We start from the raw sequence: 16,268 nt of genomic DNA on the forward strand, positions 1-16,268 counted from the left end.
GAGGACGGGTCAGGAGCAACAGAGGGCGCCGGCCACGCGCTGGAGGTCGATGTGGGGCCGGGAGTGCAGCACGACGGAGCGGTTCGGCTTCAGAGCTCGGGGGCGGACGACACGTGTCATGTCCGCCACCTCCGTACGCCGGGGCTCGGCGGGCCGTGCGTGCGGCGCCGAGCGCATCTCGTCCTCAGTCGCAACAGCCGGCTCCCGCGCGGTGTTCCCGAAGCTGCGGACCTGGACGATCGGCGACCGGCGGCGCAGCGTGAAGCCGATCGACTCGTACAGCCGGATCGCCCGCGCGCTGTCCGCGGCGGCGTGCAGGAACGGGACGTCCCCGCGCTCCCGGATGCCGGCGGCCACCGCGCGCACCAGCCGGGTGGTCGGCCCCCGGCCCCGGTGCGCCAGCTCGGTGCACACCGCGCTGGTCTCGGTCCAGCCGGGCAGCCGCAACCTCTCGCCCGCCATGGCGATCAGCCGTCCCCGGTGCCGGATGCCGAGACAGGTGCCCATCTCCACGGTCCGCTCGAGGAACGGACCGGGCCGGGTACGGGCGACCAGGCCGAGGATCTCGGGGACGTCGGCGGCTCCCAGCCGTACCGCCTCCGGGGCGGGCTCGGCGCGCAGCGCCGTGTCGACGAGCTGGACGCCCTCCCCGCCGCCGAGGACCTCCCATCCCTCGGGAACACGCTCGACGGGCTTGATCCGTACGGTGGTTCCCGGGCCGACGAGCGTGTGCGGGTCGGCCCAGGCGCCCGGGTCCGCGGGGTCGGCGAGGGCGGCGAAGGCGTAGACGCCGACCTGGTAACGGGCGGCACGGCCCACCCTCCCCCAGCCTCCGGCCGGGGGGACCCCCGTCTCGCTTCGCTCGGCGAGGTGGGCGTGCGGGCCGTCGAGGGCGGCAGGCCGAGCGCGGCCGCCGCCTCGTGCTGGCCCTGGTCGACGGAGAGGATCCCGCCACGCACCACCTCGGCCGCGTACGCCGCCTCGTTGAGGCTCAGACCGATGACGGCGACCGTCATGTCGGTGGCGAGTTTCGACTCGTCGAAGGTGACGAAGGCCGGCCCGAAGGGGACGCCGAGGCTCAACGTCTTGTACAGGGCGCTGAAGTTGTAGAGGAAGATCAGGACGACGATCAGCGGGACCGAGCGGAACAGCCAGGTGTAGGTCCAGCTCACCGCCCGCAGCACCGGGCTGCCGGAGAGCCGGCCGAGGGCCAGCAGGATGCCGCCGAGCAGTCCCAGCACCGCGCTGAACGCGGTCACTTCGAGGGTGACGCCGAGCCCGTCGAGGATGGTGGGGCGCAGGAACCAGTAGCGGAAGCGGTCCCACTGGTAGAAGGGGTTGGTGGCCAGTCCGTGCAGGATCTGCGCGACGAACACGAGGACGACGGCGGTGACGATCCACCGGCCGGGCCGGCGCAGTGGCTGAACACGCTGCGCTCTGAAGGACCTTGACGGGATGTCGGCGGGCGGTGCCTCGGCGAGGGACACGGCGGCGCCTGGGGGTTCACTCATTGACGGGCTCCAGCGAAGTCGGACACCCCGGGGGCGGCGGTCCGGCGCGGCTACGGTGCTACGGCGGCAGGGCGGGAACCGCACTGCGACACGGCGGGCAGCGGCACACGGCGACGTACGGGGCGGGCGGGGCCTGGACGGACGACGGCACGGCGGGCGTGCGAGAGGCGTCGGGGCTGACGCGGGGCCGCGCGGCGGGGGAAGGAGAGGAAGCGGTCAGCCCCGGCGGCGGGCACGGCCCGGCGCGGTACACAGTGCGCTGTTGACGCGGAGCAGATCGACGGCACGGTCGGCGACCAAGGGGTTCGCGTACGGCTGCACGCAGCTCAGGGGGCGGGAGGCCGCCGTCCTGAAAGCTGCGTACATGTCCGTCACCTGTCGCCGTGCCGGCCCGGACGGGCCGTGCGCTTGCCAGAGCCGTAAGTAAGGCAGTCGGGCCGGAAGGATGTCAACGCCCGTCCACGTACTGGACTTGCTCAGGCGCCGCTGACCTGCGCACCGGCACCCGATGAGTCCGCGGCATGACCCCTCCAGTCCAGGATCTGGACGGCGGCTCCGGCGGCCTCGAGGCCATGGCAGCGGCCGTGGTGGCGGCGGGCGATGCCGTCGAGGTCGAGGTGGGCCCCGAAGGCGGGGTGGGCGGCCAGGCGCCGGGCGTAGGCCCACAGCACCGGGTGGCCGGCGATGCGGTGCACGGCGGAGGCGTCGAGGTGGCAGCGGTGCACGGTGTCCAACTGCACCAGCGCGGCCCACAGTTCGACGTCGGCGGCGGTGAGCCGGCCGCCGACGAGGTACTCCTCGCCGTCCAGGTACCGCTCCAGCCTGCCCAGCGTGTCCAGCAGCGACTCCAGTGCGGCGGCGCGCTCGGCGGGGCCGGCGTCGGCCTGTCCGGCGTGCTGCGCGGCCTCCTGGATGCCCTCGGCGCAGAGCCGTTCGACGGCCTCGATCTCGCTCTCGGCGCCGCACGGGTACAGCGAGGCGCGTCCGTCCCGGGGGAAGCGGTCCAGGTCGCGCAGTATGTCCGGGGCGTGAGTGCTGACGATGCGTCCGGACCAGTCGTCGCTGAGCACCGGCGCGAGGGCCGGCCCGGCGTAGTGGTGTGCGCTCGCCTCGTACAGCGGGCGCAGGGCCGAGTGGCCGCCGCCGGGACAGTCCGGTTCGGCGGGCAGGAAGGTGACCCGACAGCTGCTGTCGAGGCCCAGCAGGCTGTGCCCGATGGCGAGGCGCAGGCCGTCGGGGCAGGCGGTCGAGAGATGGATCCGGTAGCGGTGCGGCACGGCGTGGTGGCCGCTGCGCGCGTCCTGGCCGAGGCGGCCCCGGAAGGCGGGGGCGGTCCGGCGGGCGGACGGGACGGCGGCGAGCGGAGTGATGGACATGCGTCTCCCCGGATACGGGCGCGCGGACGTACGCGCGGCGGAAGCGTCGTCGGACAGTGGGCGCCGGACAGTGGGCGCCGAGGCGTGCCGGACAGGTCCGGGGTTCCCGGATCGGCTCAGACCGGCCAGGAGGCTGATCGTGCGCTGCAGACGCGCAGCAGGTCGATGTGCCGGCGGGAGGTGAGCAGGGGTGAGGCCGGTGTACGGCTCACGCGGCCGGTGACCGTCCCGAGGCGCCTCATGTTTCCCTACCTGTTCACTAGGATTCCCATGGCGAGTGTCGATCCGGCTCGCGGCGGCGTCAAGTGGGCGTCCACGCCTGGGACACCCGGGGGCCGCGGCATGGCGGGCCGGGCGTTCGAGTTGCCGGGCGGCGGTCGGCGCGGTGGTCTGGAAGCAGGCCCTGGGACTGGCCGGGTCTGTGGGACCGGGCGGGCCTGGTGGAAGGGGGCCGGATGCGATGGCCGAGGAGCCGCGCCGCGTGACCGGGGAGGTTCCCGGAGCCGTGCCCGAGACGTTCGTGTTCGTGTGCGCCGGCTGCGGTCACGTCTGGCAGGCCGTCTTCCAGGTGGTGTTCTTCACCGACCCGGTCTCCGTGTACACCCAGGAGTACGTGGACGAGGCCGGGCGGGCCCTGCGGTCGCCCCTCGCCGACGCGGTTTGCCCCCGCTGCGGCGGACGGCAGGTCCGCGTGACCACACCTGAACGCGCCGCCCGAGCCTCGCACCCGCCCCGGGCGGGCGGCGGCTCCGGATGAGCGCGGCGCGGCCTTACTCGCCCGAACGGCGCCGCGCGGATGCCGGGACCGCGGTGCAGCAGGGCCCCCAGCACCTGAAGGACGTCCTGGCCGGGAAGACGCCGGCCGCCACGCCGAGCCTGTCCCGCTGACCGCCACCCCGAGCCCGTCCGGCTGACCGCCGCCCGGACGGCCCCGCCGAACCCTCCCCAGCAGCTGCGGTATGTGACATAGTACTGACGTGGCGAAGCGACTGACCTGCGATGTCGTGGTGGTCGGCGCGGGGATGACGGGCGCGGCCTGTGCCCTGTACGCGGCACGGGCGGGCCTGGACGTCCTCCTCGTCGACCGGGGCCCGGTGGCCGGCGGCACCACCGGAGCGGGCGAGGGCAACCTGCTCGTCTCCGACAAGGAGCCCGGCCCGGAGCTCGCGCTCGCCCTGCTCTCCGCCCGGTTGTGGTCGGACCTGGCCGGCGAGGACGGCGCGGCGTACGAGTACGAGCCCAAGGGCGGCGTCGTGGTGGCCACCACCCCCGAGGACCTCGCCGCCCTGGCAGGCTTCGCCGCCGGTCAGCGGGCCGCCGGGGTCACCGCGGCGCCCGTGGACGCGGACCGGCTCGCCGACCTCGAACCGCATCTGGCGCCCGGCCTGGCGGGCGCCGTGCACTATCCGCAGGACGCCCAGGTCATGCCGGCGCTGGCCGCCGCCCGCCTGATCCACGCCTCGGGCGCCCGCCTGTGCACGGGCTGGACGGTGACCGGTGTGCTGCGCACGGCCGGCGGCGCGGTGCGCGGCGTACGCACCGACCGCGGCGACGTCCACGCGCCGGCCGTGGTGAACGCCGCCGGGACCTGGGGCGGCGACCTGGCCCGTCTGGCCGGCGTGCGCCTTCCCGTCCGGCCGAGGCGCGGCTTCGTCCTGGTGACCGAGCCGCTGCCCCGGCTGGTGCGGCACAAGGTGTACGCCGCGGACTACGTGGCCGACGTGGCCAGCGACTCGGCCGCGCTCCAGACCTCACCGGTCGTCGAGGGCACGGCCGCCGGACCCGTGCTCATCGGCGCCAGCCGCGAACGGGTCGGCTTCGACCGCTCGTTCTCGCTGCCCGTCGTACGGGCCCTGGCAGCCGGGGCGACACGGCTGTTCCCGTTCCTGGAGCGGGTCCGCGCGATGCGGACGTACCTGGGCTTCCGGCCGTACCTGCCCGATCACCTGCCCGCGATCGGCCCCGATGCGCGCGTGCCCGGGCTGCTGCACGCCTGCGGGCACGAGGGCGCGGGCATCGGACTGGCCACCGGAACAGGCCACTTGATCGCCCAGGCATTGACCGGGACACCGCCGGAACTGGACCTCGCGCCCTTCCGGCCGGAGCGGTTCGCGACGAACGGGGTGAACACCGCGTGAATCCACTGGAGTTGGCCGGGGCACGGCCCGGCCCCGCGTTCACGGTCACCTTCGACGGCCGCCCGGTCGAGGCGCTCCCCGGCCAGACGGTAGCCGCCATGCTCTGGGCGGCGGGCGTGACCGCGTGGCGCACCACCCGGCGCGAGGGCCGCCCCCGCGGCGTCTTCTGCGGCATCGGGGTCTGCTTCGACTGCCTGGTGACGGTCAACGGCAGCCCGAACCAACGGGCTTGCCTGGTGCCCGTACGGCCGGGCGACGTCATCCGCACGCAGGAGGGGACGGGGCACGATGGCCACGACGGCTGAGCGGGTGCGCCTCGCCGTGATCGGCGCGGGCCCGGCGGGGCTCGCCGCGACCCTGGCCGCGGCGGCACGCGGGGTGCACGTCGCCCTCGTGGACGCCGGTCCGGAGGCGGGCGGCCAGTTCTACCGGCAGCCCGCCACCGCCCTCGGCGCGCGCCGCGCCCGCGCGCTGCACCACCAGTGGCGCACCTGGGAGCGGCTGCGGGACGGACTCGACGGGCATCGCACGGCGGGACGCGTCATCCACCTGACGGATCATCATGTCTGGTGCGTTGAGCGGCAGTCGGCCGGCTTCATCGTGCACGCGCTGCGCGGCCCCGCGCAGGAGGAACCCGCGGCGGTGCGCGCCGAAGCGGTGCTCCTGGCCACCGGCGGTTACGAGGTCGCACTGCCCTTCCCCGGCTGGACGCTGCCCGGCGTCGTCACCGCGGGCGGTGCGCAGGCCATGCTCAAGGGCGGGCTGGTGCTGCCGGGGCGGACGGCCGTGGTCGCCGGGACCGGGCCGCTGCTGCTGCCGGTCGCCACCGGCCTCGCGGCGGCGGGCGCGCGCGTCACCGCGCTCGTGGAGTCGGCCGACCCGAAGGCCCTGGCCCGCCGCCCGGCGGCGCTGGCCGCGCAGCCCGGCAAGCTCGCCGAGGGCGCCGGGTACGCGGTACGGCTCCTGCGGCACCGCACACGCCTCCTGTCCCGCCACGCGATCGTCGAGGCGCACGGCACGGACCGGCTGGAGGCGGTGACCGTCGCCGCCCTGGACGCCTCCGGCCGGGTCAGGCCCGGCAGTGCGCGCCGCCTGACCTGCGACGCCCTCGCGGTCGGCCACGGCATGCTGCCGCACACCGACCTCGCCGAGACGCTGGGCTGCGCCCTGGACGGGCAGCGGGTGCACGTCGACGACGAGCAGCGCACCGACGTCCCCGGCGTCTGGGCGGCCGGCGAGGCAACCGGCATCGGCGGCGCGGCCCTCGCCCTCGCCGAGGGGCACATCGCCGGCCGCTCCATCGCCGCCCGGCTGCACGGCCGGGATCCCGACCCCGCGGCCTGGTCGGCGGCGGCCCGGGCCCGTACGCGCCTGAGGGCGTTCTTCACGGCCGTCGACGCGGTGTACGCGCCCGACGCCCGCTGGCCGGACCGCGTCCCGGACGACACCGTGGCCTGCCGCTGCGAGGAGGTCACCGCCGGTGAGGTCCGCGCGGCCGTGCGCGAGCTCGGCGCGGGCGATCCGCGCACCGTGAAGCTGCTCACCCGGGCCGGGATGGGCTGGTGCCAGGGCCGGATGTGCGGACCGGCGGTGGCGGGCCTCGCCGGATGCGAACTCACCTCCGTGCGGCGGCCGTTCGCCCGCCCCGTACCCCTGGGCGTGCTGGCCGGAGGTTTCGAAGACCCCACCGAGGAAGACCCCACCGAGGAAGGACCTTGATGACCGACCACCGCCCCTGGCACGGCGTCCTCGTCGCCACCGCCCTCCCGCTCGACGACGACCTCACCGTGAACTACGACAGGTACGCCGAGCACTGCGCCTGGCTCGTCGACAACGGCTGTGACGGCGTCGTGCCGAACGGCTCGCTCGGCGAGTACCAGGTGCTCACCCCCGCCGAGCGCGCCAAGGTCGTCGAGACGGCCGTCGCCGCGGTCGGCGGGCGGCGCGTGATGCCGGGCGTCGCCGCCTACGGCTCGGCCGAGGCCCGCCGCTGGGCCGAACAGGCCCGGGAGGCGGGCTGCGGCGCGGTGATGTTGCTGCCGCCCAACGCCTACCGTGCCGACGAGCGTTCCGTGCTCGCCCACTACGCGGAGGTCGCGAAGGCGGGCCTGCCGGTGGTGGCGTACAACAACCCGATCGACACCAAGGTCGACCTCGTGCCCGAACTCCTGGCCCAGCTGCACGACGAGGGCCTGATCCACGGGGTGAAGGAGTTCTCGGGCGACGTCCGCCGCGCCTACCGTATCGCCGAACTCGCCCCGGAACTGGACCTGTTGATCGGCGCCGACGACGTGCTGCTGGAGCTGGCGATCGCCGGGGCCAGGGGCTGGGTGGCCGGCTACCCGAACGCGCTGCCCACCGCCTGCGTCGAGCTCTACCACGCGGCCACCGGCGGCGACCTGGTCACGGCCGAGCGGCTCTACCGGCAGCTGCACCCGCTGCTGCGCTGGGACTCGCGCACGGAGTTCGTGCAGGCGATCAAGCTGTCCATGGACGTCGTGGGACGGTACGGCGGTCCCGTACGGCCGCCGCGCATGCCGCTGGCATCCGAGCAGGAGGCCGCCGTCCGGGCGGCCACCGGGAAGGCCGTCGCGGCGGGCCTGGCCTAGGAGGAGTGGGATCATGCGCAGCAAGCTCGTCCTGCACGCCGTCGACTCGCACACCGAGGGCATGCCCACCCGGGTGATCACCGGCGGGATCGGCACCGTCCCCGGCGCGACGATGAACGAGCGCCGGCTGTACTTCCGTGAACACCGCGACGACATCAAGCAGTTGCTGATGAACGAGCCGCGCGGGCACTCCGCGATGAGCGGCGCGATCCTCCAGCCGCCGACCCGGCCCGACTGCGACTGGGGGGTGGTCTACATCGAGGTCTCCGGCTATCTGCCGATGTGCGGGCACGGCACCATCGGCGTGGCGACCGTGCTGGTGGAGACCGGCATGGTGGAGGTCGTCGAGCCGGTCACCACCATCCGCCTGGACACCCCGGCCGGGCTCGTCGTCGCCGAGGTGGCGGTCGAGGACGGTGCCGCCCGGAACGTCACGTTGCGCAATGTGCCGTCCTTCTCCGTCGGCCTGGACCGCAAGGCCGTGCTCGACGGCGGGCGGACGGTGACCTACGACCTCGCCTACGGCGGCAACTTCTACGCCATCCTGCCGCTGGAGGAGTTCGGCCTGCCCTTCGACCGCGCCCGCAAGGACGAGATCCTCTCCGCCGGCCTGTCCCTGATGGAGGCCATCAACAGCGCGGAGGAGCCGGTCCACCCCGAGGACCCGTCCATCCGGGGCTGCCACCACGTCCACCTGTACGCACCCGGCGCCACCGCCCGCCACTCCCGGCACGCGATGGCCATCCACCCCGGCTGGTTCGACCGCTCGCCCTGTGGCACCGGGACGAGCGCGCGCATGGCGCAACTGCACGCGCGGGGCGAACTGCCGTTGCACACCGAGTTCGTGAACGAGTCCTTCATCGGCACCCGGTTCACCGGCCGGCTGCTCGGCACGACCGAGGTCGCCGGGATCCCGGCCGTGCTGCCGAGCTTCACGGGCCGCGCCTGGATCACGGGCACGGCCCAGTACCTCCTCGACCCCACGGACCCGTTCCCCGCGGGCTTCGTCCTCTAGGCTCCTCTAGACTCCCCCGGTGATGCGTGACATGGCACAGCAGCCGCAGCAGCCGGCCCCGGCCGCCGAGGCCCCCGTACTCCCCCGGCTGGGCGGCAGGCGCAGCAGCTACCGGGAGCGGGTCGCCGACGCGCTGCGGGCCGCGCTGATCGCGGGGGAACTGCGGCCCGGCGAGGTCTATTCGGCTCCCTCCCTGGCCGCCCGCTTCGGCGTCTCCGCGACACCGGTGCGGGAGGCGATGCTCGACCTGGCCAAGGAGGGCCTGGTCGACGCGGTCCCCAACAAGGGCTTCCGGGTCACCGCCGTCTCCGACCGGCAGCTCGACGAGTACACGCACGTCCGCGCGCTCATCGAGATCCCCACCGTGGTCGCCCTGACCGGCACCGCGGACCGCGCCCGTCTGGAGGCGCTGCGCCCGGCCGCCCGGGAGATCGTCACCGCCGCGGCGGCGGGCGACCTCATCGCGTACGTCGAGGCCGACACCCGCTTCCACCTCGGCCTGCTCGCCCTGGCCGGCAACACCCACCTGGTCGAGGTGGTCGCCGACCTGCGCGGACGCTCCCGCCTCTACGGTCTCACCGCACTGCTGGAGGCGGGCCGCCTGCTGGCCTCCGCCGAGGAACACCTGGAACTCCTCGACGCGTTGCTGGCCCGCGACGAGACGGCGGTGCGCGAGGTCATGACCCGGCACCTGGGGCATGTGCGGGGGCTGTGGGCGGCGCGGGAGTGACGACTCCCGGGACGCTCGGGACGTACGGTGACCGCCTCACGATCGGCCGCCAGTGCCTCCGGAGCATTCCCGGCCCGGCTGACGAGCGGACGGGCAGTAACAGGCCCGGAGGAGCGAGGGACGAGCCGACGCCGTGGCGGTGCCCGCCCGGACCGCTGATGTCGATGCGGAAGCCGGGGTGCGGGGGCCAGGCGCGGGTCCACCCGGCCTGACAACTCGGGCTGAGGCGGGCGTGACGCGTGGAAGACCGCCATGATCAGGCACCGGAAACGCCGTCACCCACCATGGAGAGTGGATCGACAACGGCGTCGAACGTTTTTTCGTCGACGTGACCGCTTGCCAGCGCGGCCTCTTTGAGGGTCTGGTTGTTGGCGAGCGCGGACTCAGCAATGTGCGCGGCCTTCTGGTAACCGATGACGGGGCTCAGCGCCGTGACCAGCATGAGGCTCTCGTTCACGTATTGCGCTATTTTCGCTCGGTTGAGCTCGGTGCCTTCGACGGAGAACGTTCGGAACTTCTCCATCCCGTCGGCGAGGATGCGCGCGGAGTGCAGGAAATTCTTGATGATCATTGGGCGCATCGCGTTCAGTTCGAAGTTGCCCTGGCTTCCGGCGAACGCCACCGCGGAGTCGTTGCCGAGCACCTGGATCGCGATCATCACGATGGCTTCGCACTGGGTCGGGTTGACTTTGCCGGGCATGATCGAAGAGCCGGGTTCGTTCTGGGGAAGCAGCAGCTCGGCGAAGCCGGTGCGTGGGCCTGAGGCCAGCCATCGCATGTCATTCGCGATCTTCATCACGGCGACGGCCAGTCCGCGAAGTGCTCCGTGTGCCCGCACCATGGGGTCCAGCGACCCCTGCGCCATGAACTTGTTTTCCGCGGTGACGAACGGCTTGCCGGTCAGTTCGGCGATCTGCGCCGCGATGTCACGGCTGAAGTTCTTCGGCGCGTTCAATCCTGTTCCCACGGCGGTGCCGCCCAGGGCCAGCTCGAGCAGCCCCCTGCGGGTGTGCTCGATCTCCTCGGTGCAGGCGCGTAGTTGGGCGGCGTAACCTGACCACTCTTGTCCCACGGTAAGGGGGACGGCGTCTTCGAGGTGCGTGCGGCCGATCTTCACGACCGTGGCCCACTCTTCGGCCTTTGCCTCGAGGACCGCGGCAAGGTCTCGCGCCTTAGGCAGTAGATGGTCGTCGATTTCCTGCACTGCGGCGATGTGCATCGCGGACGCGAAGCTGTCGTTACTGGACTGCCCCATGTTGACGTCGTCGTTCGGGCCGACCGGCTTCTGGCTCCCGAGCGTGCCGCCGAGCAACTGCGACGCACGGTTGGAGATGACCTCGTTGACGTTCATGTTGCTTTGGGTGCCTGACCCTGTCTGCCAGACGAAGAGGGGGAAGTGCTCGTCGAGCTCGCCCTCGACGACTTCCTCCGCAGCTCGTACGACCGCCTGTTTCTTCCATTCGGGCAGCCGGTCGGCGGCGGCGTTCACCAGCGCTGCCGCTTTCTTCACATAGCCGTAGGCGTGGTAGACCTCCTTGGGCATCCGGTCGCCACCGATGGAGAAGTGGATCAGCGACCGTTGCGTCTGCGCACCCCAGTAGCGGTCCGCCGGCACCTCGACCGTGCCCATACTGTCAAATTCTTCGCGCTGTCCATCGGCCTGGATCCCGATCGGCATTTCCTGCATCTCGGGGACCGACTGGTCGTCCTGGCTCACTTCGCGTGCTCCACATCGCCCAGGGGATAGACCGGCTGCCACATCGCGTCCTGGACCGCTTGAATGAGGTTTTCGTGCGTCTTCGTGGCGACTCCATCCTGTGCCGCGGCGCGGGCGACGGCGACGGCGACTGTGGCCGAGGACGCCCTGAGGTTCGCAACCGGCGGCAGGAGGGAGGCCCCCGGACGGGACACATCGACCTGGCCGGCCACGGCTTCGGCAGCGGCGAGCAGCATGCTGTCGGTCACGTGACGGGCACCCGAAACGATCGTGCCGAGCCCGAGCCCTGGATAAAGGAGCGCGTTGTTGGCTTGTCCGATCTCGTATGAGATGCCGTCGTAGTCCACCGGTCCGACCGGGATGCCGACCGCCATCAGCGCTTTGCCCTCCGACCAGACAATCGCGTCAGAAGGCATGACCTCGATGCGACTCGTCGGATTTGACAGGGGCAGGAGAATCGGACGGTCCACTCCCTCGGCCAGGGCGCGCACGACGTCCTCAGTGAAGGCGTCATGGACGGTCGACGTGCCGATGAGGATGGTGGGTTTGACATGCTTGATGGTGGTCAACAGGTCGATCTCACCGTCTGCCCACGCGCTCACCTCGGATTTCGGCCTCGCGTACGCCCGCTGGTAGTCGGGCAGGTCCGCCATGTCGTCGGTCACGAGGCCGTGGACGTCGATGAGCCAGATGTTGCTCTTGGCCTCTGCGGGTGTGGCACCGTCACGCACCATCGCAGCGTGGATCTGGTCGGCCATGCCGGTGCCGGCGGTTCCCGCTCCGAAGACCACCAGCCGCTGCTCGGACCAGCGTGCCCCTGTGACCTTCAGGGCAGAGAACACCGACGCCATGACGATCGCCCCGGTGCCCTGCATGTCGTCATTGAAGACCCGGTACCTGTCCGCGTTCTCCACCAAGATCCGCCGGGCGTTCGAGGGCCCGAAGTCCTCGAAGTGCAGCAGCGCGTTCGGGAACAGCTCGGACACGGTCTGGAGATAGAGGGTGATGAAGTCGTCGTACCGCTTACCGGTCACCCGCGCATGCCGGTTGCCCAGGTAGGGCGGGCTGTTGAGCAGTTGCTGGTTGTCTGTCCCGACATCGAGGTTCACGGCGATGACCCGGTTGGGGTCGATGCCGGCTGCGGCCGTATAGACGGCGAGCTTACCGACGGAAATGTCGGTCCCGTTGACACCCCAGTCCCCGATTCCCAAAATCTCCTGAGCATCGGAGACGACGATCAGATCGACCTCGTCCGCACCAAGGCCGAGGGATTCGAATGACGCTTTCACGTCCTCGGGACGGTTGATTGACAGGTACACCGCGCGTGAGTCGCGATAGTCGACGGACCATTGCTGGATCGCGTCTCCCACGGTCGGGTCGTACACAACGGGCAGCAGCTCGTCGAGGTGGTCGGCGAGTAGCTTGAAGTACAGAACCTGGTTACGGTCGTGAATCTCATTGAGGTAGATGTACTTCTGCAGATCGGACGATTTCTGCTTGAGCTGTGCGTAGGCCCGGTCGGCCTGTCCCTCGAGGGTCTCGACGGCCGCCGGCAGCCGCCCGGTGATCCCGAGCTTCGCCCGCTCCTCCAGTGTGTAAGCGGTGCCGCGGTTTCGGTATCGATCCTGCAGGACGGTCGGTTCGACAGGCATGGATGCCCCTTCAGCAGGGTTTCGGGCATTGACGCTGTGCGCCAGCCCGGGCATAACTCCGCAAATCCCCCCGCTTATTCGCAGCGTAGTGTCTTCACCTCGCCGCGTCCAACGCGGGTCTTCGAAGTCGAGCGATGCGTCTCGTAAGGCACGCCTACCATTCGTCGCGGTGGGTCATGTGCATGGCGGGACTGGGGCCCCTGGACGCGGGACGCCCGTGGTCCTGGTTGATCATTTCTGTTCTCTGCGCAGAAGGATCAGTCACCCACGGGCCGGCTCCGATGCGGGCACGGTCGGCGAGGGCTGGGACGCCGTGGCGTTCGCAGGTCCGGATGATGCGGTGGACGCGGGCCGCGGTCAGATCGTGGGCGCGGCCGGGCAGTGTGGGTGACGTTCACCGAGCCACGGCCATCCAGGCCGCCCGCGACCTGTATGTGTCCTGGCCGACGGTGATGAGCGCCTTCCGTGCATCCGCACGCGCGGTCGTCGACGCCCCGCTGCCCGAGGTGAAGGTGCCGGGCATGGACATGTCGGCCAGCTACCGCGCCACGATCCGCACCGGCCTGCCCGACGCCATTGTCATGGTCGACCACCTCCACGTCGTGCAGCTCGCCGACAAGATGCTCTCCGTGGTCCGGCGCCGCACCACCGCCGAGGTCCGCCAACGGCGTGGACGCGCGGGTGGCCCGGAGTGGAAGGGCCGCCGATGCCTGCTCCGCAACCGCGAGGACCTCACCGGCGAACAGTTCACGATCATGCGGAACAAGGAGAACCTGCGCAACCTTCTCGCACCGGCGCCGACCGCCACCAAGTCGGCCAGGCCCGGTGGAAGTTCCTCACGTGGTTCGCGGATTCCGACTTCCCCGAAGTGCGACAACTCGCCACCGCCGTCGACCGCTGGTGGCCCGAGATCGCCGCGTTCCTCGACACCGGCGCGTCGGGCGGGCGCCCGGGTTCCATTGCCCGGAAATCAAGAGCCCTGTTTCGCTGATGCGAAACAGGGCTCTGACATGCGACTACGAAGCAATCTTCGAGTCGGGACGACAGGATTTGAACCTGCGACCCCTTGACCCCCAGTCAAGTGCGCTACCAAGCTGCGCCACGTCCCGGTGCGCTGCCACGCGGGTGTGCCGCGTGATCGCGCAGGTCAACCCTACCGCACCCGTACAGGTGCTGCGGTCAGGGCAGGTCGAGCGGGTGGCCCGGCGCCAGGGCGGACGCGATGCGGTCGGTGACCGTCTGGGCCGTGTTGCCCTGGGGTGCCTTCTGCCCCACGGTCGTGGACACGGCGATGGCGAGCTTCTCGTCGGGCTCGTACGCCTGCACCGCCGCGAAACCGGCGAAGGACGGGTTCTGCACGACCCAGCCGTTCTTGACGATGACGCCCACCCCGAAGTGGAAGTCCTCGGTCTGCTTCAGGCACACGGTGACGGGGCAGCCCGCGGTCGGGGTGCCGAGGCCGGGGGTGCCGGGGTCGAGCTGCCCTTGGTGGGCGTGCCGGGAGAGGAGTTCGCCCGAGCCGATGCCCTGGGCCGAGCGCGCCAGGTCGCAGATGTCGCTGGTGAGGACGGCGCCCGGGACGGTGGTCCAGGACGGGTTCCAGAAGGTGGACTCCTCGTACCTGCCGCGTTCGCCGTCGTAGGCGTGCAGCACGGGCGACGGGATCTCCGGGGTGAAGTCGTTGACGGTCCCGCTCAGCCCCAGCGGGTCCAGGACGCGCTCGCGCAGCAGCCTGTCCAGCGGGGTGCCGGTGATCTTCTCCAGGGCCTGGCCGAGGAGGACGAAGTTGGCGTGCGAGTAGCTCCAGTTCGAGCCCGGCTCGTACCACAGGGGGTGGGTGAGGGAGAACCCGAGCAGCTCGCGCGGGGCCCACTGGCGGAAGGGGTCGGCGTAGAACCGCTTCACGAACGCCGGGTCGGTGACGTAGTCGTGGAGGCCCGAGGTGGAGTCACCGAGCATCCGCAGCGTGATCTCGTCGCCGTGCGGCAGGTCGGGCAGCCAGCGGGAGACCGGTTCGTCGAGGCCCACCCGGCCTTCGTCGACGAGCTGGAGCAGCACGGTTCCGAGGTAGGCGAAAGCGACCGCACCGGAGCGGAAGTGCATGTCCGGCGTGGCCGGGACACCGGCCATCGACTCACCGGCCGCGTCGGTGACCAGCTCGGCGCCGTCCACCGTGACCCGTACCAGTACGGCCTTGAGATCGAGCTCCCGCTGGGCCTTCCGCACGATGTCGCTCACCCGCCGCGCCCGGTCGTCGGTGCTCCGCCCGCCGGGGACGCAGCCCTGGCCGGGGCGCTCGGCGGCCGGCACCGCCGGCGTCTGGAGGGCCACGGCGAGAAGGGCGGCGGCACACAGCGAAATCGCACGGGCACCGGCCATACGGGCCATAAGCACCATATTGACACGAGCGGCCGCTACTTGATGAGCGCGTTGGCCACCACCACGAACACCCCGATCAACGCGTCCCCCAGCCCGGTGGCCACCGCGACGGCCCATCTGCGGCCCGCGGACCTCGCCGAGGCCAGGCCCAGGCAGAACAGCAGGACGATGTTGAAGGAGAACGCCGTGTACTCGACGCTCCTCGTCGGCCACCAGCCCCAGCCCGCGCCCGCGAGGATCAGGGCACTGGGCAGCATGGCGACGACCAGTGGCCACTCGGCGGCGAGCGCGCGCAGGGCCTCCCCGCGCAGACGGGGCCCGCGCTCGGCGATGTAGTGGGCGTAGCCGTGCGCCAGGGCGGAGGCCAGGGCGGTCACCAGCAGCCACGCGGCGTCGTAGCGCCGGTCGGCCCGGGAGAAGCGCCCGTACTCGGTGAGCGCCGCCACCACGGCGCTGGCCACCACGGCGCCGTAGACCCCGCCGAAGAGCAGCATGGACCGGCGGTCGTGCGCCGGCCGCCGGGGCACGGCCTCCGCGGGGTCCGTCATGGGCTGCTCTCTTCGCGGGCTCACAAGGGCGGTGCTTCCAACGATCACCCGCTCCCACGCGTCGCGCCACTTCACCGCGGCCGCGACGAAGCGTCTCCCGAGCCGCGCCGATACCCCACACTGTGTCCACGCCCGGGCGTCGTACCCCCCGGCTAGGGTCGCCGGCATGACCCACAGTTTCGCCCTGCACGTCCCCGACGCCGAGCTCGAACCCGAGCCGCTCGACCCGGAGCAGATCCTCTCCGGCACGCCCGAGGTGACCGGAAAGGTGGTCTGGGAATCGGCGGACGGCAAGCAGGTCCGCGGCATCTGGCAGATCACTCCGGGCGTGGTCACGGACACCGAGGCGGACGAACTGTTCGTGGTGCTCGGCGGCTCGGCCACGATCGAGGTCGAGGGCGCGCCCACGCTCCGGGTCGGGCCCGGCGACATGGCGGTGCTGCGCGCGGGCGACCGTACGACGTGGACGGTCCACGAGACGTTGCGGAAGGTGTACGCGATCAACCTGTGACGGCCGGGGGCGCCGCCGTCGTCCCCCGGATCCGGAGCGCCCCCGGATCCGGAACGCCGGCGCTGAAACGCGGGAGAGGCCC

General features: G+C 71.8%; 18 protein-coding genes, 1 tRNA gene and 1 pseudogene. 10 read left to right on the forward strand and 10 right to left on the reverse strand.

Annotation, left to right across the window (positions count from 1 at the left end):
• Nucleotides 1-9: 9 nt before the first annotated feature.
• From ACWGJM_RS14695 to ACWGJM_RS14710, 4 genes are all read right to left on the reverse strand, one after another.
• A complete protein-coding gene (locus tag ACWGJM_RS14695) occupies nt 10-507 on the reverse strand; it encodes a GNAT family N-acetyltransferase (protein ID WP_453412038.1) in 498 nt (165 codons plus the stop codon).
• Nucleotides 468-1,511, reverse strand: coding sequence for an ABC transporter permease subunit (locus ACWGJM_RS14700; RefSeq protein WP_453412039.1), 1,044 nt, complete (start codon nt 1,509-1,511; stop codon nt 468-470). Before ACWGJM_RS14700 ends, ACWGJM_RS14695 begins: the two co-directional genes overlap by 40 nt.
• A gap of 216 nt (nt 1,512-1,727) precedes the next feature.
• Nucleotides 1,728-1,877: a hypothetical protein gene (locus ACWGJM_RS14705; RefSeq protein WP_453412040.1), complete on the reverse strand. Its 150-nt coding sequence runs from the start codon at nt 1,875-1,877 to the stop codon at nt 1,728-1,730.
• Nucleotides 1,878-1,987: 110 nt separating this feature from the next.
• Nucleotides 1,988-2,887, reverse strand: coding sequence for a glutathione S-transferase C-terminal domain-containing protein (locus ACWGJM_RS14710; protein ID WP_453412041.1), 900 nt, complete (start codon nt 2,885-2,887; stop codon nt 1,988-1,990).
• A gap of 481 nt (nt 2,888-3,368) precedes the next feature.
• Between ACWGJM_RS14710 and ACWGJM_RS14715 the strand changes: the two genes are divergently transcribed.
• The 8 genes from ACWGJM_RS14715 (at nt 3,369) to ACWGJM_RS14750 (ending at nt 9,379) form a co-directional block, all read left to right on the forward strand.
• On the forward strand, nt 3,369-3,644 hold the full coding sequence (locus tag ACWGJM_RS14715; protein WP_453412042.1) for a hypothetical protein: 276 nt from the start codon (nt 3,369-3,371) through the stop codon (nt 3,642-3,644).
• A complete protein-coding gene (locus ACWGJM_RS14720) occupies nt 3,641-3,775 on the forward strand; it encodes a hypothetical protein (RefSeq protein ID WP_453412043.1) in 135 nt (44 codons plus the stop codon). Before ACWGJM_RS14715 ends, ACWGJM_RS14720 begins: the two co-directional genes overlap by 4 nt.
• An 89-nt stretch (nt 3,776-3,864) precedes the next feature.
• Complete coding sequence (locus tag ACWGJM_RS14725; RefSeq protein WP_453412044.1) at nt 3,865-5,025, forward strand: NAD(P)/FAD-dependent oxidoreductase; 1,161 nt, start codon at nt 3,865-3,867, stop codon at nt 5,023-5,025.
• Nucleotides 5,022-5,330 carry a (2Fe-2S)-binding protein gene (locus tag ACWGJM_RS14730; RefSeq protein WP_453412045.1) on the forward strand — a complete coding sequence of 103 codons (309 nt, stop codon included), beginning with the start codon at nt 5,022-5,024 and terminating at the stop codon, nt 5,328-5,330. Before ACWGJM_RS14725 ends, ACWGJM_RS14730 begins: the two co-directional genes overlap by 4 nt.
• A complete protein-coding gene (locus ACWGJM_RS14735; protein ID WP_453412046.1) occupies nt 5,314-6,744 on the forward strand; it encodes an FAD-dependent oxidoreductase in 1,431 nt (476 codons plus the stop codon). Before ACWGJM_RS14730 ends, ACWGJM_RS14735 begins: the two co-directional genes overlap by 17 nt.
• A complete protein-coding gene (locus tag ACWGJM_RS14740; RefSeq protein WP_453412047.1) occupies nt 6,744-7,634 on the forward strand; it encodes a dihydrodipicolinate synthase family protein in 891 nt (296 codons plus the stop codon). Before ACWGJM_RS14735 ends, ACWGJM_RS14740 begins: the two co-directional genes overlap by 1 nt.
• A gap of 13 nt (nt 7,635-7,647) precedes the next feature.
• The gene (locus ACWGJM_RS14745; RefSeq protein WP_453412048.1) at nt 7,648-8,649 is read left to right on the forward strand and encodes a proline racemase family protein; all 1,002 of its coding nucleotides are present in this window, start codon (nt 7,648-7,650) and stop codon (nt 8,647-8,649) included.
• 22 nt (nt 8,650-8,671) lie between these two features.
• Nucleotides 8,672-9,379: a GntR family transcriptional regulator gene (locus ACWGJM_RS14750; RefSeq protein WP_453412049.1), complete on the forward strand. Its 708-nt coding sequence runs from the start codon at nt 8,672-8,674 to the stop codon at nt 9,377-9,379.
• A gap of 256 nt (nt 9,380-9,635) precedes the next feature.
• On the opposite strand, the gene fumC is transcribed toward ACWGJM_RS14750, so the two are convergent.
• The 3 genes and pseudogenes from fumC to ACWGJM_RS14765 all read right to left on the reverse strand — a co-directional run.
• Nucleotides 9,636-11,057 carry a class II fumarate hydratase gene (gene fumC / locus ACWGJM_RS14755; protein ID WP_453412244.1) on the reverse strand — a complete coding sequence of 474 codons (1,422 nt, stop codon included), beginning with the start codon at nt 11,055-11,057 and terminating at the stop codon, nt 9,636-9,638.
• A 35-nt stretch (nt 11,058-11,092) separates the two neighbouring features.
• The gene (locus ACWGJM_RS14760) at nt 11,093-12,748 is read right to left on the reverse strand and encodes an NAD-dependent malic enzyme (protein WP_453412050.1); all 1,656 of its coding nucleotides are present in this window, start codon (nt 12,746-12,748) and stop codon (nt 11,093-11,095) included.
• 259 nt (nt 12,749-13,007) lie between these two features.
• Nucleotides 13,008-13,139, reverse strand: a pseudogene (locus ACWGJM_RS14765) (IS5/IS1182 family transposase); the annotation flags it as partial.
• A 61-nt stretch (nt 13,140-13,200) separates the two neighbouring features.
• On the opposite strand from ACWGJM_RS14765, the gene ACWGJM_RS14770 reads away from it, so the two are divergent.
• Complete coding sequence (locus ACWGJM_RS14770; protein ID WP_453412051.1) at nt 13,201-13,818, forward strand: transposase; 618 nt, start codon at nt 13,201-13,203, stop codon at nt 13,816-13,818.
• Here ACWGJM_RS14770 and ACWGJM_RS14775 read toward each other — a convergent pair.
• The 3 genes from ACWGJM_RS14775 to ACWGJM_RS14785 form a co-directional block, all read right to left on the reverse strand.
• A tRNA-Pro gene (locus ACWGJM_RS14775) sits at nt 13,784-13,857 on the reverse strand. The two genes, ACWGJM_RS14770 and ACWGJM_RS14775, sit on opposite strands and share 35 nt — an antisense overlap.
• A gap of 70 nt (nt 13,858-13,927) precedes the next feature.
• The gene (locus ACWGJM_RS14780; RefSeq protein ID WP_453412052.1) at nt 13,928-15,136 is read right to left on the reverse strand and encodes a serine hydrolase domain-containing protein; all 1,209 of its coding nucleotides are present in this window, start codon (nt 15,134-15,136) and stop codon (nt 13,928-13,930) included.
• 26 nt (nt 15,137-15,162) lie between these two features.
• On the reverse strand, nt 15,163-15,675 hold the full coding sequence (locus ACWGJM_RS14785) for a hypothetical protein (RefSeq protein ID WP_453412053.1): 513 nt from the start codon (nt 15,673-15,675) through the stop codon (nt 15,163-15,165).
• Between the two features lie 166 nt (nt 15,676-15,841).
• Between ACWGJM_RS14785 and ACWGJM_RS14790 the strand changes: the two genes are divergently transcribed.
• The gene (locus tag ACWGJM_RS14790) at nt 15,842-16,186 is read left to right on the forward strand and encodes a cupin domain-containing protein (protein ID WP_453412054.1); all 345 of its coding nucleotides are present in this window, start codon (nt 15,842-15,844) and stop codon (nt 16,184-16,186) included.
• Nucleotides 16,187-16,268 lie beyond the last annotated feature (82 nt).

The sequence above is a fragment of the Streptomyces sp. NPDC054834 genome (assembly GCF_053611185.1).